The 23567-nt window shown below is 63.6% G+C and carries 23 protein-coding genes; 12 read left to right on the forward strand and 11 right to left on the reverse strand.

Annotated elements, in window-relative coordinates; genetic code table 11:
* The first annotated feature begins 382 nt into the window (after nt 1-382).
* Entirely contained in the window at nt 383-688 is a 306-nt protein-coding gene (locus HBE63_RS28340; RefSeq protein WP_243858350.1) for a hypothetical protein, read from the forward strand.
* Here HBE63_RS28340 and HBE63_RS28345 read toward each other — a convergent pair.
* Nucleotides 664-1284 carry a TetR/AcrR family transcriptional regulator gene (locus HBE63_RS28345; protein WP_166908233.1) on the reverse strand — a complete coding sequence of 207 codons (621 nt, stop codon included), beginning with the start codon at nt 1282-1284 and terminating at the stop codon, nt 664-666. The two genes, HBE63_RS28340 and HBE63_RS28345, sit on opposite strands and share 25 nt — an antisense overlap.
* Before the next feature lie 69 nt (nt 1285-1353).
* On the opposite strand from HBE63_RS28345, the gene HBE63_RS28350 reads away from it, so the two are divergent.
* Nucleotides 1354-2517 (forward strand): SRPBCC family protein, encoded by a 1164-nt coding sequence (locus HBE63_RS28350; protein WP_166908235.1) that lies wholly within the window; start codon nt 1354-1356, stop codon nt 2515-2517.
* Between the two features lie 9 nt (nt 2518-2526).
* Here the strand turns inward: HBE63_RS28350 and HBE63_RS28355 are convergent, their stop codons facing one another.
* Complete coding sequence (locus HBE63_RS28355) at nt 2527-3078, reverse strand: VOC family protein (protein WP_166908237.1); 552 nt, start codon at nt 3076-3078, stop codon at nt 2527-2529.
* Nucleotides 3079-3375: 297 nt separating this feature from the next.
* On the opposite strand from HBE63_RS28355, the gene HBE63_RS28360 reads away from it, so the two are divergent.
* The gene (locus HBE63_RS28360) at nt 3376-4470 is read left to right on the forward strand and encodes a tartrate dehydrogenase (protein ID WP_166908239.1); all 1095 of its coding nucleotides are present in this window, start codon (nt 3376-3378) and stop codon (nt 4468-4470) included.
* Between the two features lie 22 nt (nt 4471-4492).
* Here the strand turns inward: HBE63_RS28360 and HBE63_RS28365 are convergent, their stop codons facing one another.
* On the reverse strand, nt 4493-5161 hold the full coding sequence (locus HBE63_RS28365; RefSeq protein ID WP_166908241.1) for an SDR family oxidoreductase: 669 nt from the start codon (nt 5159-5161) through the stop codon (nt 4493-4495).
* A gap of 199 nt (nt 5162-5360) precedes the next feature.
* Between HBE63_RS28365 and HBE63_RS28370 the strand changes: the two genes are divergently transcribed.
* Nucleotides 5361-5627, forward strand: coding sequence for a YdeI/OmpD-associated family protein (locus tag HBE63_RS28370; RefSeq protein WP_166908243.1), 267 nt, complete (start codon nt 5361-5363; stop codon nt 5625-5627).
* A gap of 10 nt (nt 5628-5637) precedes the next feature.
* On the opposite strand, the gene HBE63_RS28375 is transcribed toward HBE63_RS28370, so the two are convergent.
* Together HBE63_RS28375 and HBE63_RS28380 are read right to left on the reverse strand one after the other, a co-directional pair.
* Nucleotides 5638-6849 (reverse strand): acyl-CoA dehydrogenase family protein, encoded by a 1212-nt coding sequence (locus tag HBE63_RS28375; RefSeq protein ID WP_166908245.1) that lies wholly within the window; start codon nt 6847-6849, stop codon nt 5638-5640.
* Between the two features lie 26 nt (nt 6850-6875).
* A complete protein-coding gene (locus HBE63_RS28380; RefSeq protein ID WP_243858351.1) occupies nt 6876-7481 on the reverse strand; it encodes a TetR/AcrR family transcriptional regulator in 606 nt (201 codons plus the stop codon).
* A 106-nt stretch (nt 7482-7587) separates the two neighbouring features.
* Between HBE63_RS28380 and HBE63_RS28385 the strand changes: the two genes are divergently transcribed.
* The 3 genes from HBE63_RS28385 to HBE63_RS28395 all read left to right on the forward strand — a co-directional run bounded on the left by HBE63_RS28385 (nt 7588) and on the right by HBE63_RS28395 (nt 13367).
* Entirely contained in the window at nt 7588-7959 is a 372-nt protein-coding gene (locus HBE63_RS28385; protein ID WP_208301235.1) for a DUF2834 domain-containing protein, read from the forward strand.
* A 351-nt stretch (nt 7960-8310) separates the two neighbouring features.
* Complete coding sequence (locus HBE63_RS28390) at nt 8311-9219, forward strand: hypothetical protein (protein WP_166908247.1); 909 nt, start codon at nt 8311-8313, stop codon at nt 9217-9219.
* A gap of 758 nt (nt 9220-9977) precedes the next feature.
* On the forward strand, nt 9978-13367 hold the full coding sequence (locus tag HBE63_RS28395; protein WP_166908249.1) for a lipopolysaccharide assembly protein LapB: 3390 nt from the start codon (nt 9978-9980) through the stop codon (nt 13365-13367).
* A 310-nt stretch (nt 13368-13677) separates the two neighbouring features.
* Here HBE63_RS28395 and HBE63_RS28400 read toward each other — a convergent pair whose 3' ends face one another.
* Together HBE63_RS28400 and HBE63_RS28405 are read right to left on the reverse strand one after the other, a co-directional pair.
* Nucleotides 13678-14709, reverse strand: coding sequence for a glycoside hydrolase (locus HBE63_RS28400; protein WP_166910331.1), 1032 nt, complete (start codon nt 14707-14709; stop codon nt 13678-13680).
* 119 nt (nt 14710-14828) lie between these two features.
* Nucleotides 14829-15347: a TetR/AcrR family transcriptional regulator gene (locus HBE63_RS28405; protein ID WP_243858801.1), complete on the reverse strand. Its 519-nt coding sequence runs from the start codon at nt 15345-15347 to the stop codon at nt 14829-14831.
* A gap of 165 nt (nt 15348-15512) precedes the next feature.
* Between HBE63_RS28405 and HBE63_RS28410 the strand changes: the two genes are divergently transcribed.
* From HBE63_RS28410 to HBE63_RS28425, 4 genes are read left to right on the forward strand one after another with little or no spacing between them, the layout of a single operon-like run.
* Nucleotides 15513-16220: a hypothetical protein gene (locus HBE63_RS28410; protein WP_166908252.1), complete on the forward strand. Its 708-nt coding sequence runs from the start codon at nt 15513-15515 to the stop codon at nt 16218-16220.
* Complete coding sequence (locus HBE63_RS28415; RefSeq protein WP_166908254.1) at nt 16217-17014, forward strand: hypothetical protein; 798 nt, start codon at nt 16217-16219, stop codon at nt 17012-17014. The genes HBE63_RS28410 and HBE63_RS28415 overlap by 4 nt, the downstream gene beginning before the upstream one ends.
* Nucleotides 17011-17586 carry a cytochrome c oxidase subunit 3 gene (locus HBE63_RS28420; RefSeq protein ID WP_166908256.1) on the forward strand — a complete coding sequence of 192 codons (576 nt, stop codon included), beginning with the start codon at nt 17011-17013 and terminating at the stop codon, nt 17584-17586. The genes HBE63_RS28415 and HBE63_RS28420 overlap by 4 nt, the downstream gene beginning before the upstream one ends.
* Nucleotides 17587-17589: 3 nt before the next feature.
* On the forward strand, nt 17590-17886 hold the full coding sequence (locus HBE63_RS28425) for a cytochrome C oxidase subunit IV family protein (RefSeq protein ID WP_166910335.1): 297 nt from the start codon (nt 17590-17592) through the stop codon (nt 17884-17886).
* On the opposite strand, the gene HBE63_RS28430 is transcribed toward HBE63_RS28425, so the two are convergent.
* Entirely contained in the window at nt 17883-19409 is a 1527-nt protein-coding gene (locus tag HBE63_RS28430; RefSeq protein WP_371815065.1) for a serine hydrolase domain-containing protein, read from the reverse strand. The two genes, HBE63_RS28425 and HBE63_RS28430, sit on opposite strands and share 4 nt — an antisense overlap.
* A gap of 103 nt (nt 19410-19512) precedes the next feature.
* On the opposite strand from HBE63_RS28430, the gene abc-f reads away from it, so the two are divergent.
* A complete protein-coding gene (gene abc-f / locus HBE63_RS28435) occupies nt 19513-21171 on the forward strand; it encodes a ribosomal protection-like ABC-F family protein (RefSeq protein ID WP_166908258.1) in 1659 nt (552 codons plus the stop codon).
* On the opposite strand, the gene HBE63_RS28440 is transcribed toward abc-f, so the two are convergent.
* The 3 genes from HBE63_RS28440 to HBE63_RS28450 all read right to left on the reverse strand — a co-directional run bounded on the left by HBE63_RS28440 (nt 21139) and on the right by HBE63_RS28450 (nt 23553).
* Nucleotides 21139-22419, reverse strand: coding sequence for an MFS transporter (locus HBE63_RS28440; protein ID WP_166908260.1), 1281 nt, complete (start codon nt 22417-22419; stop codon nt 21139-21141). The genes abc-f and HBE63_RS28440 overlap by 33 nt on opposite strands.
* Entirely contained in the window at nt 22416-23063 is a 648-nt protein-coding gene (locus tag HBE63_RS28445) for a GntR family transcriptional regulator (RefSeq protein ID WP_243858353.1), read from the reverse strand. The genes HBE63_RS28440 and HBE63_RS28445 overlap by 4 nt, the downstream gene beginning before the upstream one ends.
* A 61-nt stretch (nt 23064-23124) precedes the next feature.
* Nucleotides 23125-23553 (reverse strand): DUF5313 domain-containing protein, encoded by a 429-nt coding sequence (locus HBE63_RS28450; protein ID WP_166908264.1) that lies wholly within the window; start codon nt 23551-23553, stop codon nt 23125-23127.
* Between the last annotated feature and the right edge of the window lie 14 nt (nt 23554-23567).

Genomic DNA, 23567 nt, shown 5'->3' on the forward strand with positions numbered 1-23567 from the left:
GTGCGAAGGCTCAGATCCCTCCGGGGGTCTGAGCAGTTGCTGCGTTCTGCGGAACCGGGGTGTGCCGTCCTCTCCTCAATCCGAATTATTGTGCATCACTAGGATTTAGTGGCGTATGCGCGCGTTCTCCGGCAACCGGCAGCGTAAATTATTGTTAGCTGATAGCGTCGGCCGCATGAAGCTCGTGCAAAGTATGGCCGTAGCTGCGGCGGCACTGGCGGTCTTTGGCGCCGCCGCATGTAGCAGCGCGTCCACTGATCAGGCCCCGTCCACCACGTCCGTCCCGGGCACGTCGTCGCCCGCCAACCCGGCCAGATCGCCGGGGGCTACCCATCCGGCTGCTCCTGGCGCTTCCCAGCCCGGCGCCCCTAGTCAGCCGATGATGCCTAATCCCAACGGCGATGGCTCGATGGTGCCGTGTGAGGGCACGATCTGCACGAATCCGAATCACGGGGCCGGTGACAACCCGGATGAGAATGGTGGTGCGGTGATGCCGAACCCGAATGGGGACGGCTCGGACGTCCCGTGTGAGGGCACGATCTGCACCAATCCGGATCACGGGGCCGGTGACAACCCGGATGAGAATGGTGGTGCGGTGATGCCGAACCCGAATGGGGACGGCTCGGACGTGCCGTGTGAGGGCACGATCTGCACCAATCCGAATCACGGGGCCGGTGACGACGGGTAGGCCGTGCGAGCCGACACGGCCGGCGCCACCCAGTCTCGGAGGTAGGTGCGTAGTCCGGCATCCCGGCGGGACGGCCCCCCAGGGTCGATGATGAACGACTGCAGTGTCCTCAGCATGAACTCCACCAGCTGATCGAGCTCGTCGCCCTCGAATCCGACTGCCGGCCAATCGATATCGAAGCGATGCAGGATCGACTTGCCGAATTCGATGGCGAGCTCAGATGTGACGCCTGCCGTGAACGCACTGGCCTTGCCGGGCTGCAGGACCAGGCTCAGGTACCGGTCGTGCGGGATCTGTTCAGCGGTGTACGCGATCCCCTCCACGACGGCTTCACTGGGGTCGCTGATCGAGCCCAGTTCGGCGGCCAGTCGATCGAGGAAACCGTCCACCGACGACACGGCGGTGGCGACCATGAGGCTCTCCTGCGTGGGGAAGTAGCGATACACCGTTTGGCGCGTCACCCCGAGGGCCTGGGCCACCTCGGAGACGCTCACGGTGCCGCGTGTATCGATCGCCGTCCGTGCCGCGTCGATGATGCGGCCGACGGCTTCGTCGTCGTCGGCGGGAATGTCTCCCGACCATCCGTGCCTGCGCATGCGTTGATCGTCGCACGAATGACGTTTCCATCTTGACAATACAGTCGATAGACATTGTATGGTCAAATTATGACTGTCAGCCCAGCGAGCAGCACCGATGAGGAACTGACCCGCCGCGCTCTGCGGCATGCCGTCGCGGGAACGACGGATATGGCCGACCGGGTGCTGAAGGTGCCGTTGCACTACTACCGGGATCCGAAGATCACCGAGATCGAGGAATCCCAGATCCTGCGGCGCGTCCCGCTGGCCATCGTGCCGTCGGTCCAGATCGCGGCGAACAACGATTTCGTCGTCCGCTCGGTACTCGGGGACTCCCTGCTGGTCACCCGGGACCGCACTGGAGCCAGCCACGTTTTCCTCAACTACTGCCGCCACCGCGGCGCCATGCCGGCCTGCGGATCCGGCAACGCGTCGCGCTTCGTCTGCCCGTATCACGCGTGGACCTACCGCAATACCGGGGAATTGTTCATGGTGCCGGGCAAGGCCGGCTTCGACACGATGGACGTCGCGGAGTATGGCCTGGTGGAGCTGCCGTCCGAAGAACGTCACGGCTTCGTCTGGGCAGTCCTGACCGCGGACGCGACAATCGACCTCGACGCCCATTTGGGGCCGCTCGGACCTGAACTGGCGCAATGGAATTACGAGACCTACGGTTACCACACCGACCGCGAGTTCTCTTCAGAGGTGTCGTGGAAGGGCGCGCTCGAGGCGTTCGCCGAGGGTTACCATTTCCCGTTCGTCCACGGCGAGAGTCTGATTGGGCAGAACACCCTGCCGAACACCGCGATCTACGACGAGTTCGGCAGGCACCACCGCATCGGCTTCCCGTTCAACTGGATCAAGAATCTCTCTGATGATCCGAGTGCCTCGTTCGACCCGTCGGCCAACATGGGCGTCATCTACTGGGTGTATCCCAACCTCATCCTGGCGAACAGCCCGGTCGGGGTCGAGATCATCGACATGTTGCCTGAGGGCGAACCCACCCGCTGCACGGTGCGGCACAGCTGGATGGGGCGGGTCCCGGCGACGAATGACGACATGCGAGCGGCGTACGACGCTGTCTATGAAGGAGTTCACGCCGCAGTGCGCGACGAGGACTTCGCCATGCTGCCGCAATGCGGGGAAGGGGTCCGGCACGGTCAGCATGACCACATGATCATCGGCCGCAACGAAATTGCGGTGCAGCACATGATCAAGGTGTTCGCCCGGGAACTGGGTGTCGCGCTGGCCTAGCTTCCGGGCTCACCTGCCCGGCAAGGTCCTTCTGGCCTGCAGGGTGATGCCGGGCACCGTGTTCGCCAGGTCTGGACGCTGCTTGCCGAAGGCCCGGATGGTCCGATAGAAGGCCCACAGCTGCCGCGGAGATGGAACTTTCGGCACCCAGGCCAGCTCCCAGTGGATTCCGTTGATCGGGTCGTCGAAGAACACGGCGTAGTAGCCGGGCCAGTACTGCGGGTAGTCCTTGGGCTCGTCGGTGACCGGGATGCCCCGGGCAATCAGGAAGCCGCGATGAAAGCGGTCGATTTCCTTCCTGTTTCGGGCCCACAGTGCGATGTGATTGATCCCGACGGCCTGGTCGGTGTGGGTGAGCTTCTCCCCGGTGAATGCGGGCTGAATGCCGATGTAACTGTGTGGGTTGGCGAATCGCGTCATGTAGTAGATGGACTGGTATTCCATGTTCAGCGACGAGAAGCTGCTGTACCCGAGCCAGCCGAGCATCCCGTCGTAGAACTCGATCGATTTGTCATAGTCCAAGACCGCGAACTCGACATGACTCACTCCGCGCCACCGCATCGTGCCCCCCAAAGAGTCGACTACTACTGAATGTAGTACTGCGCGGGTGCGCTGTGAAGGCCTTTGTGCGTGCCGCTTTCTGCACCTGGGTCGCGATCGTCGAGTGCGAGCAGCCCTGGGGTGGAAAACTGCGCATCAGCCGTCCCAGGCCCTGACGAGGATCAGCGGCTGATTGTGGCCAACCCCCGCTCAATTTCTGCCAGTAACGGCCGCTGACAGACGACATGAGCGAGGGGCATCCACACGGGGTGTCCCTCGCTTTCGTTGGTGGCCAATCGTCAAACGTAGGGTGGCGGAATGACCACCACTCACCGGCTTGCAGTGATCCCGGGCGACGGTATCGGTAAGGAAGTGGTCCCCGAGGGCCTCAAGGTGCTGGAGTCGGCAGCGGCCGCCTTCGGTTTCGCCATCGACTATGAACAGTTCGATTACGCGTGTGCAGAGTACTACGCCGACACCGGCGCCATGCTGCCCGAAGGGTGGTTCGACGAATTGGGCCGCTTCGATGCGCTCTTCTTCGGCGCCGTCGGCTGGCCGGACGTTGTGCCCGACCATATTTCGCTGTGGGGCAGTCTGTTGCAGTTCCGTCGGCACTTCGACCAGTACGTCAACCTACGTCCGGTCAAATTGATGCCGGGGGTGCGAAGTCCGCTGGCCGGGAGAGGGCCAGGCGACGTCGACTTCGTTGTCGTACGGGAGAACACCGAAGGCGAGTACTCGAGTATCGGCGGCAAGATGTTCGAGGGCACGGACCGCGAGACGGTAGTGCAGGAGACGGTGATGACCCGGATCGGAGTCGACCGGATCCTGAAGTACGCGTTCGAGCTTGCCCAACGTCGGCCCGAGAAACACCTGACCTCGGCGACGAAGAGCAACGGTATCTCCATCACGATGCCGTACTGGGACGAGCGCGTCGAGCAGATGAGTGAGAGGTTCCCCGATATCAATGTGGACAAGTACCACATCGATATCCTCGCGGCGAATTTCGTTCTGCATCCCGATTGGTTCGACGTCGTTGTCGCGAGCAACCTCTTCGGTGACATCCTGTCTGACCTGGGGCCCGCGTGCACCGGCACGATCGGTATCGCTCCCAGCGGGAACATCAATCCGGAACGGCGATTTCCGAGTCTATTCGAGCCGGTTCACGGTTCCGCACCCGATATCGCCGGACGTGGAGTCGCCAATCCGATCGGTCAAATATGGAGCGCGTCGTTGATGCTCGACCACCTCGGTGAACCTGATGCCGCAGCGGCGATCCTGAAAGCCGTCGAGGATGTGCTGGCCCGCGGCGGCGACATCCTGACCTCCGACATGGGTGGAGCCGCGACGACGAGCGCATTAGGGGACGCGGTCCGTGACCAGCTGCAGGCGAATATCGCTGGTTTGCAGTAGGTCTCGGGCGATCGCCTATACCTCAGGCCGACATCTGGCACAGAAAGTCGGGTCCGCCGGCGTAGACGATCCCGGACGGGTACGGCGCGGACGCGGCCCGGGCGATGGTCGTCGCCAACTCGCGGTCGGACATCACCTCACCGGACACCACGGTGAAATCGATTCCCCGCCGGTCGAATTCGGAACGCATGGCATAGAGCGCGGTCTCGCCGGCGCGCTTGCTCGCGGCGATCGCCGCGTAGCCCTTCGGCACGGCCTTGTTCGGGAAGAAGTGGGCCTGATGGCTGGTGACGAAAACGATTTGGCCGCCCACCGGCATCAGCGGCAGCGCCAGCTTGACCAGCCGGCGCTGCGCATCGCGGTTCAGCCGCATCGCGTAGCCCGGATCGGTTCCCAGCTCCAGCCCGGTCGACGCATTGAGCACCAGGACGTCGAGTCGGCCGAACTCGCGGCCCACCCGCTCGATCATGGCGGCGGCAGCGGCCTCATCGGAGATGTCGGCCCCCAGCGCGGAGGCGAGACCGCCCGCACGGCGGATGGCGTCGACGACCGTGTTGGCGCGCGTGGCCTTCTCGCGGTAGTTGACGACGACGTGGGTATCCGGACCGGCGAGCTGCTGTGCGACGTCGGCGCCGATACCCCGCGATGCGCCGGTGACAAGAGCGATCCGGGTGGCTGCTGCAGGCTGCATGTCGGGTTCCTTTCCGTCACGGCGAGGCGGCCGGTCGGAAGTTTGACCTGCGATAAACACGGTGTGTCCGTGCTCACAACCGCCCCTTGAGAACCCACCGTACACCAACTCTAAGAAAAATAAGATCCTTCTAAGGTCACGGTAAGGGCAATGTCGTGTCGCAACTGTGTTGCCGAGCCGTGAGGCCTAACCTGGCCTGGTGACTGGCCAACGGGTGCCGGGCGGGGTCGTACACAAGTTGCCGACGGACCTGCGTGAGGCGCTGATCGGAAATGCCACAGCGCTGGCCGCGTGGCGGGACATCACGCCGCTCGCGCGCAACGAGTTCATCTGCTGGGTCGAGGACGCCAAGCAACAGGTGACGCGCGAGCGACGGATCCGCCGGACGCAGGAGGAGTTGGAGGAAGGTCAGCGGCGACCGTGCTGCTGGCCCGGGTGCAAGCACCGCGAGCGCACCGGCAAGTAGTCGCTGCTGTCTAACGGATCGACAGTCCGGTGATGGCCCGGGAGATCACCAGTCGCTGAATCTCGCTGGTGCCCTCGAAGATCGTGAAGATCTTGGCGTCGCGGTGCATCCGCTCGACCGGGTAGTCGCGGGTGTAGCCGTTGCCGCCGAGGATCTGGATGGCCTCATCGGTCACGTAGACCGCGGTCTCGCTGGCCACCAGCTTGGCCATGGAGCCCTCGGCGTTGTCGAAGGCCTGGTTGTTACGGGCCATCCAGCCGGCCCGCCACACCAGCAACCGGGCGGCGTCGATACGGCTCTTCATGTCGGCGAGCTTGAACGCGACGGCCTGGAACTCGCCGATCTTGCGGCCGAATTGCTCACGCTGGCAGGCATAGTCGAGCGCGTACTCGTAGGCGGCGCGGGCCACGCCGACCGCCATCGCGCCCACGGTGGGCCGGGTGCGCTCGAAGGTCTTCATCGCTGCCTGGCCACCGGCTGATGCCCCGGACTTCACCCGGGCGATCCGGTCCTCGAACTTTTCCCGCCCGCCCAGGATCAGATCCTCGGGCAGGCGGACGTTGTCGAGCACCACCTCGGCGGTGTGGGAGGCGCGGATGCCGTGCTTCTTGAACTTCTGGCCTTGGGTGAAGCCGTGGGTATCCGGCGGGATGATGAACGTGGCCTGTCCGCGGGAGCCGAGTTCGGGATAGACCGAGGCCACCACGATGTGGACGTTGGCGATGCCGCCGTTGGTGGCCCAGGTCTTGGTGCCGTTGAGCACCCACTCGCGGGTCGCCTCGTCGAAGCGGGCCCGGGTGCGGATGGCGCCGACGTCGGATCCTGCGTCGGGCTCGGAGGAACAGAACGCGCCCAGCTGGGGCTCGCCCGGGGTGCCGAACATTGGGGGCAGCCAGGTGCCGATCTGTTCGGGAGTTCCGTTGCCCGCCAGGGCTGCTGCGGCCAGGCCGGTGCCCAGGATCGACAGCGCGATGCCCGCGTCACCCCAGAACAGTTCCTCGAACACGGTCAGCATGCCGAGTCCGGTGGGTTCGCCGGCCTGCTGGGCGAACAGTTCAGGGGAATAGAGGCCGACCTTTGCGGCCTCCTGGATGACGGGCCACGGGGTCTCCTCGCGCTCGTCCCATTCCGCTGCGGCCGGGCGCACCACCTCAGCGGCGAACTGGTGCACCCAGTCGCGGACCTCGATCACGTCGTCGCTCAGTTGCATGGAGAACGTCACGGTTGGCTCCTGAAATATGTTGGCGGTCAGTTGTTTTGCGAGCGGTGTTGTTCGATCACGCTGACGGTCTGGGTGACCCAGGCCTCGAAGAAGCGATCGTTGTCGACGTTGCCCGGCGAGCGCTTGGTCAGCGCCTGCAGCGTCGCGGCATAGGACAATGCGGAGATCGCGACGGCCGCGGTGGCCTCGGGATCGGGGATCTGGGTGCGGCCCGAGCGATTCGAGGCGGCCAGCTCATCGGCGAACCGTTGATAGGCGTTGTCGGTGATGACCTGCCACGTCTTCTCGTCGAGCTCACCTAGCTCGTCGGGTTCGCGCAGCATGACCCGCAGCAGTTCCTCGCTCTGGGTCAGGTTGGTCCAGATCAGTTGCCCGGCGCTGCGAACCGCCTCTTCGGTGGTCCTGGGATGGCCGGCGTCGTACTGCTCCCGGGCACTCACGATCGCGTCGATGCGGTGTGAGACCGCGGACTCGAGCAATTCGCGTTTGGAGCCGAAGTGCTTGTAGAGCGCTCCCGAGCCCGGAGCCAGGCCGGCCGCCTGCTGGATATGAGCCACCGAGGTCGCGGCGTACCCCTTCGCGGCGAACAGCTTCAGTGCTGTGGCCAAGAGCCGGTCACGTCCGGATGACATGGTGAGAGAGTACTCACTCACCATGTCGTCGGACAAATGGCCCCCGTGGAGGCCACTGGATCGATACGTTCACCTGGACTGATCGGTCTGACGGGGAGGCGTGACGATGGCGGTCCTGACGAGAAACGACAAGATTCTGTGCGGCGTCTACGCCGTGATCGCCGTGGTGGCGCTGGTCGGCACCTGGTGGAACAACATCCGGTACGTCACCACGGAAAGCACGAGCCTGATCGACTTCTTCCAGAGTGGCTACGTCAACTACGCGTCGTCCTCACTCACCAACGACCTGCTGCTGTTCGGGCTGGCGGCGTTCGTGTTCATGGTCGTCGAGGCGCGCCGGATCGGCATCCCGAAGGTGTGGATCTACATCGTGCTCAGTGCGGTCATCGCCGTGAGCGTGGCGTTTCCGCTCTATCTGATCCGGCGGCAATTCGTGCTGGCCGCGCGGCGGGGGCTGTCGAGATGCAATGAAGATTGACAAACACGGCAGCGTTGTTTAACTACGCCCGATAGTTGCTTGTGTGCTCACCTGACGGAATCGGGTGTTAGCGGTGCGCTAGCTCCGTCCCATCGAATCAAATGCCCGGCGGTGTGCCGGTCCGCATTGCTAGTTCAATGTGGTTGGCAGCGCTTCGGGCAACGAAACCGGCGGCCGAGCCTCAGCACCGCCGTCCCTTCAAAGACTTCTCGGATCTGCGGGGACACGCACGGCGATCCGCTCCGTCGAGCGTGCGCACTGACGCGACTGATGTGAGGGTGGGTCGATGAATGAGCAGTAGCCCGTCTGCTCCACGGCTGTTTCGTTCCCTGTATCAGTAAGAATTCTTGCATGGACGACGAAGATGACCACATTGGCAATGCTGGCGCGTTCCGGTTATCGGCTGACCACGAACAAGCCTGGAAGGAGTGCATGTATGCCGTTAGGTCTTGCGAACTGGTATTGGCGCGGATTGTCGATCCGTCGCAGGGGAGCGACCTTGCGATAGCGGACCTGTTCTATCCATGGGAGAAGGTCTCCACGTGGGTGCGCGGATATCTTCGCGCCTCAGCCGAGCACCTCGGACTGTGGGCTGACGTAGTCGCCCCCTTTAAATTCGACGCCGATACGGTGAACAACGTACGAATGCGGCCGTACTTGTCGCTTGCTCGCGCTGGACTCGAGTCGGCGGCGCACGCGCTATGGCTGACCGAAGTCGATGACGCGCCGGAATGCGTCAAGCGCTTCCTTCGATTGATGTACCGCGACTTCAAATACCACAAGAAGGCAATCGAAGCGGATGGCTTGGACACTGCAAACGTCGACCATCGAATTGACGCCCTCAAGTCCCGGGTGGAGGAGCACTCGATTCCGGTGACGCTGACAGAGCCAGTTCCCGGTTACGAGAAGATGGTGCGGCTAGCGGCGACTGCGACGAACCATGATCCGAACAGTTGGGCATACCTATGGCATTCGGCCTCCGGGGCAGCGCACGGACAGAATTGGTTCGGCATTGAGGCCTACCACTGGTTGCCGCTTGCTGAGTACGAGCAGGGACACTTTCGTGCGATTTCCGCACCGGAGCCGCAATTCATTACCGACGCGATTCAGGCCGCGTGCGACGCGTTGCAGTGGGGCACGGTGAGGTGGTTGCTGATGGGTCGCCACAATCCCCAATTAATTGGCGAAGCGATGAAAGAGATCTTCGAGCGGATGCCAAGAATCGACGGTAGTTGTAGGAATATCGACGAGGCTGATTAGTAACCAACGGTTTGGCTGTCAAGCACAGGTGGCGTGGGCCGTTCTGGCTTCCAGAAGACGCTGACTTCGGGCATCCCGGGATGATCGCGTATGCCCCTGAACGGGGAGTGAAATTGGAATTGCCTGGCGTGTTTGACGAATACCGACTTGCTGGGGGAACAACATCTATTGGACCGATTGTTGAGCGCAGACAACAGTTCCCGGTCATTCGCGGCATCGTTGTTCATACTGACGCCCTAAACTGGGCGCAAGGTGCTCACCCTCGGGAAGCGAATGGGACCCTTCTCCCGCCGCCTTGGGGTCGGTGTCGAGGTGGTGGAAGGAACCGCACCTCGACGCACGGCGGCGCTCCACTCAAGGCCGTCGCGCTCCGGCATGCCGCGCTCGCCCGCACCGCCGAGGGGATCGACACGACTGCCAGCCTGCCGGAGGCGGCCGAGGAGCCGGGCGCTTGGCGCATCGCCAACGCGGACAAACTTGCCCCGCTAGCCGGATGTCCATATGACGAGCGCGCACACCTTGTCGGCACCCCGACTTAATGTTGAGCTTGCTGGCTCCATCGGGGCTGCGCCGATAATCGCCGAGATATATGGGGAGGCGTTGTGGTTGTGGACTGGGGGACCTTAGCGAAAGTCGCGCTCCCGACCGGCCGGCTCGCTGCAAGGGGACTTCGCGGATTCCTCCTGCCATGGAGAGTCGCTTATACAACTCGAAAACAAGCCAAGAAGCAGAATTTGGGCGTACTACCGTATTGGAAGTTGCGGAAGTACCTGTCCACCGGCGAAGCGCTGGAGGCGTTTGGGAGTGGCGAAGTGGAGCGCTTCCGCGGTGTTGGTCGAAAGCTAGCAGACCTCTACAAGACGTGCCCTCAGACCGATGACGCCGAAGGCTGGACCGTCGAACTCTTGCTTCGCTCCTACCGCTCCGCACTTGACCCCAACGCAAACGTCGAGATGTACAGCGGTGTAACAGCAGAGCGGATCAGCTCGACGCTGGAGGAACGGGATGCGACACGTTACGCCGGGGAGCCGACTTTTGAGCAGAACCTTGAACGGATCCCGCCCCAACGCGCCGCAGAGGCTCGCGAACTGAGGGGCGCATGGCCGGGTGTAGTTCATTTCGTCCAGGAGTTCGTGCATTCGCCTGATCGAGCCTCGGCGCTCGTAGATTGGCACAACAATGCTCCGACATGGTTTCAAACTCGAACGTCGGAGGCGGTCGCGTGGTTTGCGCGGATTGCGAACGATTACGGTCTACGCGAAATAGCTTCTGCAGGGTTCGAAGCGGCGATCGAGGCCGGCGCGACGCCCGTGGCGTACTGGCGAACCCGTCAGATCCTCATTGCGAGCGAACGCATCGAAGAGCTAGCTGGAATGCTAGAACCCTACGCGGACGCCGACCAGGTCGCACGTGCAATAGTTACCGCCAACACAGCTGGATACGCCGCAGCTGCGGCTACGCTCCGCCAATGGGAACCTGCTTCCCTTGCTGATAACGCCCTCAAGCTCGCGCTACTGTCCCAACTCGTCGCGCAAGACGACCTACGCGAGGCAATTACCCTCAGCGCGAACGGATTTACGCATTATCGAAGTGGTGCGTGCGGCTCCTTGAACGCGCAGTTTCTCTTAAATGCAGGCGCACATAGAAGAACTGCGATGGACTTCTCAGACTTGGAACGAGCGCTCGAAGCGGCGCTCAAAGCACGCGACGCCATACGTGTTTGGGACGGCCCGAGCGCGGGCCCGGTTGAGATCGCCATCATTGCCGCTCGCCTCCTTGGTCGGGTGCGGCAAGCGTGGAGTCTCGCACGACCAGGGCTAGACGGGACAGCGACTTCAGGCGAAGCCGCAAGTGAAGGGGTCCGTCGGGAGGCAGCGACTATGGCCGCGCAGGTGAAAGATCCCGAGTTGGCTCGCGAATTGGCTGTGGGAACGGGCCCGATGACCGAGCACGAAGTAGAGGCGCTGATTGCTCTCTTCAACGGTGACGACGACGTGGCTCGGGCTCAGTTTGAGTCAGCGATCGAGTATGCAATTGAACCGCAAGACGTGGAGCGGCTCAGTCTTCATTTGGCACAGCTCGGCGTCCTCTCTCCGAAGCTTGGGCAACTGACCCAGGGGCGGCACGAGGAAATTGGACTTATTGCAGACGCGCACAACGGAAGTGAGCAGGCCGTCTCGATCCTGAGGACGCGCGCGCGGTCCAACCGACTGCTTGCCCGGGTGCTGATCGGGCTGTCATTCGAACGCAACGACGGTTTGGGAGCGGCGAAACAGGCCGAACGATCGGGAGAGGACTGGTCAGATCCCGATTTCCACCTGCTTGCCGCAGAGCAATACGTCGAACTAGAAGAATACGATTCCGCGTTGAGGTGCGCCGACGAAGCGCTACGTTTCGCAGGTCCCGCATGGGAGAACACGTTTCGCGCTTATAGTGCAAAGATTCAAGCGCTGACTGTGCGCGGTCGATGGGCGCCAGCCGCGAAAACTGCGATGGACGTCCTCGCGGAGGACCCCGGCAGCATCAGCGCGATATGGGTGCTAACGCTTTGCCAATACCATCTAGGGCAATTCGCCCAGGCCTGGAAAACGTATACGGACATAGGCCATCGACCCGCGCCGCGCGACGCGCATGAGGCGTGTGTGCGGATCGACCTGTGGAGTCGCTTCGAGCGTGAAGCATCAGACGTGGAAACACTTACGGCGCTCCTTGAGCGGTTTCCCGAGAGCCGTGAGGTGAAGGCCGCGGCCGTGAAGGCACTCGTATTTCTGCCGCTAACCGAAGAAGACGACGCCGCAACGATCGAACACGTGCAAAGTGTCATCGCACCGCTCCTTGCGGAACTGTCTGATGTCTTCGTTCAGAAGGAGATTGACCAAGACAACCCGCTGGCATCGCTCAACGAACTAGTAGGTGATCTGCCAGATACGTCGGAGCAGGACGCGCAGATTGAACGAGGCTACTACCCAATCGGCATGGCCGCGACTCTCCATCGTAGGAGTTTGACCGAAATCCTCGCCAGCCGTACTCGAGCACCGATCTTCTCAGGCGATCCGGAGTTCTTCGAAGCCGAAGTTGGCGCCGCGCTAAGCGCAATGGGTTCTCGCATCGTCGTAGACCTCACGGCTTTGTATGCATTGTCGGTACTTGATGATTCCCTGTCGGATCTCCTCTTGGGGTGTTTCATTCAAACAGAGGGCGCTAGGGCTCAGCTTATTGATTCCATACAGGGCACCGATAGCTTGGCGCAGCGTTCCACGCTGCAAATTGGTCGAGCTCCCGATGGCGCGGCCTTCCCCATCACCATTTCGGAAGAGGAAGCGGAAACTCGACATCATCGCGCCCTAAGTATCCGAGCTCAGTTCGATAATGTTGCGACGAACGACAGAATCGACATCGAGCACTTCCCAGAGATTCCCCTTGCTGCTCTGGGGCAATCTGCGTGGCTTGCCGCTGTCGACAACGCAATTGATTGCGCCTGTCCCATGTGGTGCGACGACCGAGCAACGAGGCGGCTCGCCGCAGACAAAGGCGTAATGGCCTTTGGTACGCAAGCTCTGCTCGAAGCGCTGCGGCGAAACGGGACGATTGATGACGAGTCAGCAACCGTCCACCAGGCGCAGCTGATCGCACGCTACTTCGTAGGTATGGGCTTTAGGGATGACTGGCTCGCCGCTGCGGCGAACCTGGATGGTTGGAAGCCTCGCGGATCGGCATCATTCGTCGCCTACAGTGGGCCTTTGCCTGACGCGACGCCCCTCCTCAACTTTGTGATGCAAGGCATTAGACATAATCTGAATCACCCTGATGCGCTACGCAATTGGATTGCCGCCGCGTCCTACTGGCTTGTCCACGTTGCGCCATCCGAAGATGCGGCACAGGCCAACCTGGAGATCCTGCTGTCGATGTTGTTCCGCGAGCCTTGGCTGGAGTCAGGCCAGTTGCCATTTGTGCTACGGGGAGTACGTGACGGCATCGGCACCACTAATGTCGGCGATCCCCTCAAGCCGGTAATGGAAAAGCATTACCGGCTGCTGGCTGAGCGGACAGGCTGGGCTCCAGCCGCTCAGCGAATCCGAGAGCTCGTCGCACTAGCGGATCCTGCGGATCGCGTCATCGCCACCGGCGTTGTCCTCCAGGTGCGCTGACAAAACTGACTACTATGGCCGGCGCTGCATCCATGTGACCGGCCCCACGACTTGTCGTGCAACGGAATTGGCAGCGTTATGACCAAGCGTCCTGAGGCCTTGATGACAGGTTCGGGCGATGTACTGGGCGCACTTGCAGTGTAATCAAACTCTGGAGTGCGCGTCCCTGTTGGTGTTGCGCGGACAGGAGCCCTTACCTGCGCTTTTGCAGCAAAGGTTAACAGACTGACGCGACACGCCCGAGTCATGTCAAAGTAGCCAGGCGTGTCTTGTCAATCTTCGTTGCATCTCGACAGGCGGGGGCCGGAGCTCAGTGGCGGGGCGTCGTCGTAATGTGCACGTGGTCGAAGTGGCCGTAACCAGAAGCTTGCGGTCCGGACGGCGTGTAGTAGGTGCCCCGCCAGATCACATCCTGCAGCCCGAATCGGGCTGCATTGCTCAGCGCGAACGCCATGATCTCGTTGCCGAGCGCGATGCCCTCTGGGCTGCCAGGGTTCGGAACCATGATGTCGATGGCCAGACCGCGGGGATGCCATGGCAAAGAGTCCGGCCGGACCCCACCGATCTCGGAAATCTGAGGAAACTGTGCGCTCACGGCTCGGGCGGCCAGGATGGTGTTGGGCTGCAGCCCGACCTCGGAGGCGACGCCGACGGGCAGCGATTCCGGGATGTCCCCACCAGGGGCGGCGCCGGGAATCACCGCCGCCGCGTTGTTGACCACGGCCTGCTGTTGCGGGGTCAATGCCCCGTACTGGGCCTCCGCGTCGGCGATCTGACGGAGCAGGTCACGCAACTTGGTCTGCAGCTCGGCGCGCACCGTCGCGGCCTGCTCGGCTGCGGCGCGGGCATCAGCGGCTGATTTCTCTGATTCGGCGGCGGCGGCGGCCGCGCGCTCGCGTGCCGATCGGTAGGCCGCCATCTTGTCGGCCGCCCCGTCGACGACGGCCCGCTGCACGGTCAGTTGATCGATCAGTTGCTGCGGGGATTGTGCGGTCAGCACCGCCGCTGCCTGGCCGGTGCGTCCGCTTACGTAGGTCATCGCCGCCACCGCGTTGACCGCGGCCTGAAAGGGCTGGAGCTGGGTGTTCGCGACGTCGAGGGCATCCAGGTCGGCCTGGTGGCGGTCCGCGGCTGTTGCCTCTTCGGCCTGCTTGGCATCGACATCGCGTTGGGCAGCTGTGACGGCCTTGCGACTCTCGACCGCCTGACGGGAAAGCTCGTTGAGTTTGGCCAGCCCATCCGCCGCGGGGTCCGCCTTCACGTCGCCGATCGGACTCAGAACCAGGGCTGCGGCGAGCGCACCACACACCGTTCGCCGAACCAGATGGCGCACCCCGGTCATTCGGATTGTCACGATCCTTCGCTGCAAGGACCGATCCTGGCCCGGCTGTAAATCTCCCGGACAGGCTACGAACTGGTCTGGACGATGTCCACCCGGTGTCTCACTCAGTCGACCCGTGGCTAATCGGCAAGGCCGAGCATCCGGCGGGTCATCTGATTCAACTGCACCCGGAGGGTCTCGCCGTCGATGTCGGCCAGCAGCGGATGCATGACGGCGACGCTGATCGCACTTGAGAGCATCGCCGCGTGGAGCCGAGCCTCCACGCCGGTTTCGGTGCCAAGGAGTGCGGCGTAGAGCCGTTCGATGAACTGCTGAAACGGTTCGTACTCGGCCTGCAGGCGAATGATGACGGGATCGAACATCGGAATGCTGGATGTGCCGCGGCGGTCGATGGCTTGTTCGATCATCCGGTCGAGCAACGCCTCCCGGGCTTGCCGGGGTGACCCCTGGGCCACGACGGCCGCGAGTGCTTCCTCGAGTTGGCTCAGTTCCCGCTCGGTGATCGCGATGACGATCTCTTCCTTGGTCTTGAACTGGCGATACACAGCCGCCTTCGTGACGCCCATCTCGTCGGCGATCATCTGCAGCGACGTCCCGCTGACACCGTGATTGGCAATGAGTTTCAGGGCCGCGTCCATCACGCGTGTTTGAGCGGCGGTGCGCGTGATCGCGCCGAAGGTGCGGGCCTCCTGTGTGGACGTCACAGCGTCAACGGTAACCGACGATTGACCGCCTAGTTGCCGATCGGCTACCGTCCAAGTTGCCGATCGGCAACTAACGCCACGCATGAAGAGAGTCCGACGATGAGACGACCTGACGGTGAGTTGATCCTCTTAGGGACGTTGCCTGTGGTGGCACTCATCTGGATCTCCGCGTTCTTCCTGTTCCCCGGCTTCGTACATCCGATGTCCCCCAACATGCCTGCCGAGCAGGTCGCGAATTTCTATCAGGACCAAACCGCGCGGATCCGCTACAGCATGATCCTGTTCAACTGGTTCGGTGTCGGCCTCATCCCGATTGTGATGCTGTTGGCGATGCAGGTACGCCGGATGGCTCACCGCACGCCGATCTTGTCCTACAGCTTGATCGCCGCCGCCGGAGGTCCGCCGGCACTGTTCCTCATCGCCAACATGTTCTGGCTGCTCGGCTCGTTCCGCCCGGACCGCGCTCCTGAGTTGACCCAGGTACTCAATGACCTCGCCTGGCTCACTTTCACGCTTCTGGTGCCGTATCTGATCGCACAATGCCTGCTGCTGGCGCTGGCGATCTACTGGGACCAGCAGGAACGGCCGGTGTTCAAACCGTGGGTGGCGTCCTTCAACCTTGTCGTCGCGGCGGCGTTGGCCCCCGCCACGTTCACCGCATTGTCGTTCGACGGGCCTCTCGCCTGGGACGGCGCGTTGTCCTTCTGGCTCAAGAACATCGCCATCGCAGTCTGGATTCTGGTGATGGGAGTCGTTCTCGCCCAGACGATCAAGCAGCAACGGGCGATGGACAAGGTGGCCGCGTGAGCGGCTCACGGTTGAGCAGGCTCAGGTGGAACATTCGTTACCACCCCAAACGTGAACTTTGGTTCGCGTGGTACGTGATGGTGTTCTTCTACCAGCTCTATGGTGTGCTGTTCTTCTTCGTCACCCGCGTGCAGCCGCCGCCCAGCCCGGCATGGGACACCCCGACGGTCGTGCACTGGGTCACCGACCACCGGTTCGGCGTCCTCGCCGGATTCGGCGTCGTCTTCCTCATCACGGGCTTGTGCGCGCCGATGAACGCGCTGCTCGCGTACTCGATGCGACGCATGTCGGTCAGTCCCGTGTTCGCGTACTCGTATCTGATCATGTACTCGCTGAGCGCAATTCCGGGCATGCTCGTCATGGCCATCGCGATGACCGCCGCCGCGCTGCGGCCCGACCGCGATCCCGAGATCATCCACTGGCTCTACGAATTCGCCTTCCTGTCGTTCAGCGGGACCATGGGTGTGTTCCTGATCGGCTCCCTGGTGTGGATGGCCGCGATCCTGCTCGACAAGAACCGCGTGTTCCCGAAGTGGTTTGGCTACCTCAATCTCTGCAACGCGCTGACCGAAGTGGTCGTCGCGCCGGCGTGGATCTTCCAGCGGGGCGCGTTCGCGTGGAACGGCGCGATCGCGTGGTGGGTCAACATGGTCGTGTTCGTCACGTACACAGGGGTTTTCATCGTACTGCTGCGCAGGACGATCGAACGCGAGGACTTCGGCACCGGTCCGCTACCGGACCTTCCGGACGAACAGGCTGACCAGCAGCACGTGGCGGCGGAGGCGATTCGATGACCCAACAAGTCGACCGTGACCGCACCCGGACGGTTCCCGGGCAGCCCGACATGTGGATGTTCGTGCTGTTCGAATCGCTGCTGTTCACCGCGTACTTCTCGGTGTACCTGGTGTCACGTACCCAGAATCCGCAACTCTTCCTGCAGTCGCAGTCCCACCTCGACCTGAGGATCGGGGTCGTCAATACGATTGCCCTGCTGCTGAGTTCGTGGGCCATCGCGCGGTGCGTCCAAGCCTCACGTGAGGGCAACTATCGATCCGCGTTGAACAACGTGTTCCTGACTGTCGCGTTCGGCGTCATTTTCCTGGCGGGCAAGATCATCGAGTGGGTCACCCAGATTCGCATGGGGAACACGTTCACCAGCGAAGAGTTCTTCCAGCACTACTTCTTCCTGACGTCGATCCACTGCATCCACGTCCTGATCGGCTTCGTGGTGCTGGGTGTGGTCGTCTACCAGTTGTGGAGTCCGGAGCGGCGATCCCAGCAGCTTGTCGAAACGGGTGCGACGTACTGGCACACCGTCGATTTCCTCTGGGTCCTGATTTTCGCGTTGATCTACGTCGTGAGGTGAGTGGTGCGCACCAACTTCAACCGGAGACTGCTGATCGTCTGGGTGATCTTGACGGCGATGACGCTCGTCTACGTCTGGCTGGATGAAGCCGTCGATCAGAACGGCACACTGAAGGCCAGCACCGCCGTCACCGTCAGCACCATCGTGATCGCACTCATCAAGGTGCGCATTATCTTCCGGGAATTCATGGAGGTGCGCCACGCTCCTGTGTTGCTGTGTCGCCTCACCGACGGGTGGGTTGTCCTCATCGGCGTCTGTCTGCTGGGCAGCTACTTCGTCGGCTCGGCGGTGGCCGGCTAGGTCCCGTACAGATGTAGGGCGCGACCGGTCAGCGTGGCCACTTCACCGCTAAGCCCGGCCATGGGCGGGGCGCCGCGTTGATGGATCACGTTGCCCAGGACCACGACGTAGGTGTCCGACCCCGGGTCCATCCACAACGTCACCCCGGTGAAGCCGGTGTGCCCGAAGCTGCCGATGGGAAACACCATGCCCCGCGGCCGGGACTGTTCCGTGTCGATGTCCCAGCCGAATCCACGGAGGTCTTGCCCGGCTATGGCGGGGTAGTTCGGTGCGAGCAGGGGATGTGCTGTGTTGGGGGCGTTTTCGATGGCTTGCCGGGCGGCGTTGTTCGCCGCCTCGACTTGTGCTTCGCTGTGCCCGGCCTGCTGTGGGGTGGTCATCATGGCCAGAGTCGACTGCTTCAGCGGGAACGGGCTCGGGCGGCCGGCGTGGCGATCGAGCAGGGCTTGCGCGAACAGGCCGACGTCGTTCACCGTCGAGAACACCCCGGCGCTCCCGGCCACGCCACCCATCCGACGGGCCGTCGGATCGTGCACGGTACCGCGCAGCGGGTGGCCGAAGTCCGGATTGAGGCCCGGCGTGTCCTCGTCGAGCGCCGTGGGTGCGACGCGCGCCAGGAGATCGGTGGTCCACGTACCCGTCGGGCAGTCGGCAGCTTTGGGTGCGTTCGGATCGAAGGCGATCGCAGTTCCCCGGATCTGGTGCGGGCCACATGCTTTGGTGACAGGGAGATAGCGGGTATCTGACATCCCGAGCGGCGCGAACACGTTCTTCTGAATGTAGATGTCCTCAGGTTCACCGGTGACCTTCTCGAGGAGCGCACCGAGGATGATGAAGCCGATGTCGGAATAGTGAAAGCGCTCTCCGGGCTCGAACACCACCCACGCCCCGAGCGCACGGTGGATGCCTTCGGCCTTGTCGGGCTTGTCCAGCCCCCACGGCCCGTCCAGGCTCAGATCTCCCGCGATGCCCGACGTGTGGGTGAGCAACATCCGCACCGTCACCTGTGCGCGCCGCGGGTCGTTGGCGGGGTTGAAGTCGGGCAGGTACGTCTGCACGGGTTCGTCGAGTTGAACCTGGCCCCGTTCGTAGAGCTGCAGGATGGCAACAGCCGTCGTGAGGCACTTCGACAACGAGGCCAGGTCGAAGATCGTGTCCTCGGTCATCGGCTCAGCGGGGGCGGGCGCCCCGTCCAGTCCGGGTTCGCCGGCCAGCTTGCGCGAGCCGAACGCCTGGCGGAAGACGATATTGCCGGCATGCCCCACCTGGACCACGGCACCGGGCAATCGGGGTTCCGCAATCGCGTTGTTGACGAGCTGGGCGACCGGGGTGAAATCGCCTGCGGGAACGACGGCGGCCGGAGCGGTAATCGGGACCGGGGGTGCCGGGGCGGTCGTTGTCGACGTGGAACTGGTCGCCGGTGGACGCGCCGGCTGCCCGCACGATGTGGCCGCGGTGATCGTGAACACGACGGTTCCGACGGCGCAGAGCCAGGAGAGGCGAGTCGGTGACACTATCACCAGATCGACGGTAGCCGGGTCGTACCCAGTGTGAGGAGGGTGGGCGTGAAACACGTGAGCCCAGTCGCCTTCCTTCGGCGGTTCGGCGTGATGCGACGATAGAGCCATGACCGCAACGCTTGTCGCGAAGAATGTGGCCGGCGGATTCGCCCATCGCACCCTGTTCGAGGGGGTCGACCTGACCGTGGCAGCTGGTGACGTCATCGGGGTCGTCGGCGTCAACGGCGCCGGCAAGAGCACCCTGCTGCGGATCCTGGCGGGGGACCTCGAGCCGCTCGACGGCACGGTCAGCGTGGCGCCGGCCGACGCGTTCGTCGGATGGCTGCCGCAGGAGCACGAGCGCGTCCCCGGGGAGACCGTCGCGGCCTACATCGCGCGTCGTACGGGATGCACCGACGCCACGCAGGCCATGGATGCCGCGGCGTCGGCACTGGCAGACCCGAGCCCAGGAGAGGAGGATCCGGCCGCTGCCTACTCGGCCGCGCTGGATCACTGGCTCGCCACCGGCGCGGCCGACCTCGACGAACGGCTACCTGCCGTGCTGGCCGATCTCGGACTCGACACCGATACCGTGCGACCGGACTCGACGCCGATGACCGCGTTGTCAGGTGGGCAGGCGGCGCGGGTGGGGTTGGCGGCACTGCTGTTGTCGCGGTTCGACATCGTGCTGCTCGATGAGCCGACCAACGATCTGGACCTCGACGGACTCGCCCGGCTGGAGCAGTTCGTCAGGGAGCTGCGCGGGGGTGTGGTACTGGTGAGTCACGATCGGGAGTTCCTCGCCCGCAGCGTGACTCGCGTGCTCGAGTTGGATCTGGCGCAGAACACCACCACCGTTTTCGGCGGTGGGTACGAAAGCTATCTGGAGGAGCGTGAGGTCGGTCGCCGGCATCGGCGCGAACAGTACGAGGAGTTCGCCGAGAAGAAGGCCGACCTGGTGGCCCGCGCCCGCACCCAGCGCGAGTGGTCGAGCCAGGGCACCCGCAACGCGATGCGCAAGTCGCCGGACAACGACAAGATCCGTCGACGCGCCGCCACCGAGTCCAGCGAGAAGCAGGCGCAGAAGGTGCGTCAGATGGAGAGCCGGATTGCCCGCCTCGAGGAGGTCGAGGAACCCCGGAAGGAATGGACCCTGCAGTTCACCATCGGCGCCGCGCCACGGTCGAGCTCCGTCGTCGCCACCCTCGACAACGCCGTTGTGCGGCAAGGTGATTTCGTGCTGGGCCCGGTGTCATTGCAGGTCGATGCCGGCGAACGGATCGGCATCACCGGCGCCAACGGGGCGGGGAAGTCGACATTGCTGCGGCTACTGCTGGGACGCCGGCAGCCCGACGAGGGTCGTGCCGGCCTGGGCGCCAGTGTCGCCATCGGCGAGATCGACCAGGCCCGGGCGGATTTCACCGGTACCGCGCGGCTCGTCGACCGGTTTGAGCAGCAGCTGCCAACCTGGACGACGGCCGATGTGCGCACCCTTCTGGCGAAGTTCGGGCTGCGGGCCGATCATGTCGAGCGCCCCGTTGACGAGCTGTCCCCAGGGGAGCGAACCCGGGCCGGCCTGGCGTTGCTGCAGGCACACGGCACCAATGTACTGGTTCTCGATGAGCCGACGAACCATCTGGACCTGCCTGCCATCGAGCAACTCGAGCAGGCGCTTGAGGCCTATGACGGTGCGTTGTTACTGGTGACGCATGACCGCCGCATGCTGCAGAACGTTCGGTTGGACCGAAGGTGGTTAGTTGACGACGGGCGCGTTGCCGAGTTGTAGCGTCGGCGTGCGCGGCTCCAGATGTTTGGCCCATCCCGACGCACACACTGCCGTGCAGACAATCGCCAGTACCCCAACAGAAGTCAGCATGACCGGATAGCTGAACCAGTGCGCGAGCGCGGCCAGTACGGCGGGCAGGAGGAACCCGAGATAGGCCAGCGAGTAGTAGACCCCGGAGATGCCGGCGAGCTCGTCAGGTGGCGCAATGCGTTGAATCTCAAGCAGACCCGACACGATCGCGATGCCGTATGCGCTGCCCAGAAGCATCGCGACCAGCGGCGCGACGAGTGCCGAACGCGTGAGTGCGGTGGCCACCGCGGCGAAGATACCCAGCGCCATCAACGCCATCGACACCACCACGGCCCGGGAGCTGGACACATCATCGAGCCGACGTGCGATCGGTTGGATCGCCACGCCGCAGCCCAGCGTCAGCACGGTCAAACCCGCCGTATAGAGCAGGGCCCACGACCCGAGCTGGTCGGCGACGAGCGCCGGAACCACCGCATAGGCGATGGCTGCTGAGCCAAAGATCCACGGCGCCATGGGAACAACGACACGCAGGAACCGGCGGTGGCCCGCTGCCGGAACCTTCAGGCCGTCGAGGAACGGTCGAGAGGTCATCCGCTCACGGGTCTCGACGGTCCGGTTCCACACCGCCCACAGCACCGGCACGCACAGGGCAGCGTGGACCAGGTAGGTCAAAACCAGTGGCAGCGGCGCGTACACGGTGAGCAGCCCGGCACACAGCGGTCCCACCCCGAAGCCCAATGACAGGGAGATCGAGGCACGCCGCGCTCCGGCGCCGCCCGAGGCGTCGTCGAAGGGCGGCCTGGACAGTTCGGCGATCCAGGCCGAGCCCACCGCCATCGCGATCCCGACCGCCACCCCGCTGAACAACCGGCCGACGAACAGGGACGGGAAGCCCCAGTAGTCGCCGACTGCCAGAATGAGGCTGCCCAGTGCCGCACTGATCACACCGGCGGCCATCACATTGCGTCGACCATGGCGGTCCGACAGGGCTGAGGCGATCAGCAGGCCCGGAATCAGGCCGAGCACGTAGGCGCCCAGGAGGATGTCGACGTCGACACGGTTGTAACCGGCGTGCTGGGAATACGCGATCAGCAGAGGGGTGAACTGGTTACCGCCCCAGCCGATGCAGAAAATTGCGATGGCCACCGCGAGCCAGGGCTGCAGGCGTCGCCGGAGCCTGACCGGCGCTTCGGCGAATTCCGTTGCGACAGCGGTCATGCCAGCACCACCCGGTAGGTGGCTTCCAGATGGGCCAACAGGGCAGCCTCGAAACCGGAGACATCGCGTCGCCCGATGGCATCGGCCAGATCCGCGTGTTCACCGATCAGTTCGGTGAGCCGGGCTGAGTCCGAGCGGGCGGCGTCGGCCATCATGCGGCGCTGCCGGTCGCTGAGCGATCCGTAGAAGCGGCCGGCGATCGAATTCCCGGCGACCTGCACGATCCGACGGTGAAACGCGTCGTCGGCCGCGGCGAACTGCTCGGCGTCACCAATCGCGGCGCCGTGGCGCTGCCGCTCCACCAACTCGTTGAGGTCACCGAACAGCGCGTCGATGGATTCCGGTGACCGGCACAGCCGGCGCACCGCCGCGGTCTCCAGCGCCAGCCGCATCTCGAGCAGATCGGTGGCTTCCTGCGCGGACACGGGGATGACGACGGCGCCGCGCCGCGGCACCAGATCCAGGAAGTCCTCGGCGGCCAGGCGCAGAAACGCCTCGTGCACCGGCGTTCGGCTGACGCCGAGCTGCGTCGCCACTTCTACCTCGCTGAGCAGCTGCCCGCCTCGAAACTCACCGGAGAGGATCTGATCCTTGGTCATCCGGTAGACGCGCTGGCTGTTGCTCGATTTCTCGTCCGTGACCACGGAAGACCACTCTACCCCTTGCATGCAAGCTTGCATGCAAGGGGTCTGGCCAGCCTAAATGCTAGAAGGGGCTGCTGTTGGCCTGGTGCTTGGAGGATTCCGGGCGCGGTCCGAATCGGCGGATGTAGTCCTCGTGCTTCTGCCGGTCCTTCTTGTACTGGATCTCATCGACCAGGTTGGGATCGAGGCCGTGCTGCGCCAGCCGGTGGCGGCGCCAGATCTTGTTGAGCGCGAGCGCCATCAAGATGGCCCAGGTATAGATCGGCACGGTCATCTCGATGTGCACGTACAGCGATGCGGGCAGCAGCCAGAGTGGCGCCAATACGAACAGTGGCGGGATCGCCATCCGGATCAAATGGCGGCGCACGGCCCCATGGTCGGCCAGGTCGTGAGCCACCCAGTCCCGCATGGAATCGGGCAACCGCTTGCCATAGCAGTAGGCGATGTACTGAAAGAGGTTGGGACGGTCTTTGGTTTTCTGGCCGGCCATGATGGCCTCCTCGG

This window comes from Mycobacterium sp. DL440 (assembly GCF_011745145.1).
Lineage (GTDB): Bacteria > Actinomycetota > Actinomycetes > Mycobacteriales > Mycobacteriaceae > Mycobacterium.

Bases quoted from the DNA above. Each gene is read 5' to 3' on its own strand.
- HBE63_RS28340 (WP_243858350.1), top strand. From the start codon at position 383: ATGCCTAATCCCAACGGCGATGGCTCGATGGTGCCGTGTGAGGGCACG.
- HBE63_RS28345 (WP_166908233.1), bottom strand. From the start codon at position 1,284: ATGCGCAGGCACGGATGGTCGGGAGACATTCCCGCCGACGACGACGAA.
- HBE63_RS28350 (WP_166908235.1), top strand. From the start codon at position 1,354: ATGACTGTCAGCCCAGCGAGCAGCACCGATGAGGAACTGACCCGCCGC.
- HBE63_RS28355 (WP_166908237.1), bottom strand. From the start codon at position 3,078: ATGCGGTGGCGCGGAGTGAGTCATGTCGAGTTCGCGGTCTTGGACTAT.
- HBE63_RS28360 (WP_166908239.1), top strand. From the start codon at position 3,376: ATGACCACCACTCACCGGCTTGCAGTGATCCCGGGCGACGGTATCGGT.
- HBE63_RS28365 (WP_166908241.1), bottom strand. From the start codon at position 5,161: ATGCAGCCTGCAGCAGCCACCCGGATCGCTCTTGTCACCGGCGCATCG.
- HBE63_RS28380 (WP_243858351.1), bottom strand. From the start codon at position 7,481: ATGTCATCCGGACGTGACCGGCTCTTGGCCACAGCACTGAAGCTGTTC.
- HBE63_RS28385 (WP_208301235.1), top strand. From the start codon at position 7,588: ATGGCGGTCCTGACGAGAAACGACAAGATTCTGTGCGGCGTCTACGCC.
- HBE63_RS28390 (WP_166908247.1), top strand. From the start codon at position 8,311: ATGGACGACGAAGATGACCACATTGGCAATGCTGGCGCGTTCCGGTTA.
- HBE63_RS28400 (WP_166910331.1), bottom strand. From the start codon at position 14,709: ATGACCGGGGTGCGCCATCTGGTTCGGCGAACGGTGTGTGGTGCGCTC.
- HBE63_RS28405 (WP_243858801.1), bottom strand. From the start codon at position 15,347: ATGGACGCGGCCCTGAAACTCATTGCCAATCACGGTGTCAGCGGGACG.
- HBE63_RS28410 (WP_166908252.1), top strand. From the start codon at position 15,513: ATGAGACGACCTGACGGTGAGTTGATCCTCTTAGGGACGTTGCCTGTG.
- HBE63_RS28420 (WP_166908256.1), top strand. From the start codon at position 17,011: ATGACCCAACAAGTCGACCGTGACCGCACCCGGACGGTTCCCGGGCAG.
- abc-f (WP_166908258.1), top strand. From the start codon at position 19,513: ATGACCGCAACGCTTGTCGCGAAGAATGTGGCCGGCGGATTCGCCCAT.
- HBE63_RS28440 (WP_166908260.1), bottom strand. From the start codon at position 22,419: ATGACCGCTGTCGCAACGGAATTCGCCGAAGCGCCGGTCAGGCTCCGG.
- HBE63_RS28450 (WP_166908264.1), bottom strand. From the start codon at position 23,553: ATGGCCGGCCAGAAAACCAAAGACCGTCCCAACCTCTTTCAGTACATC.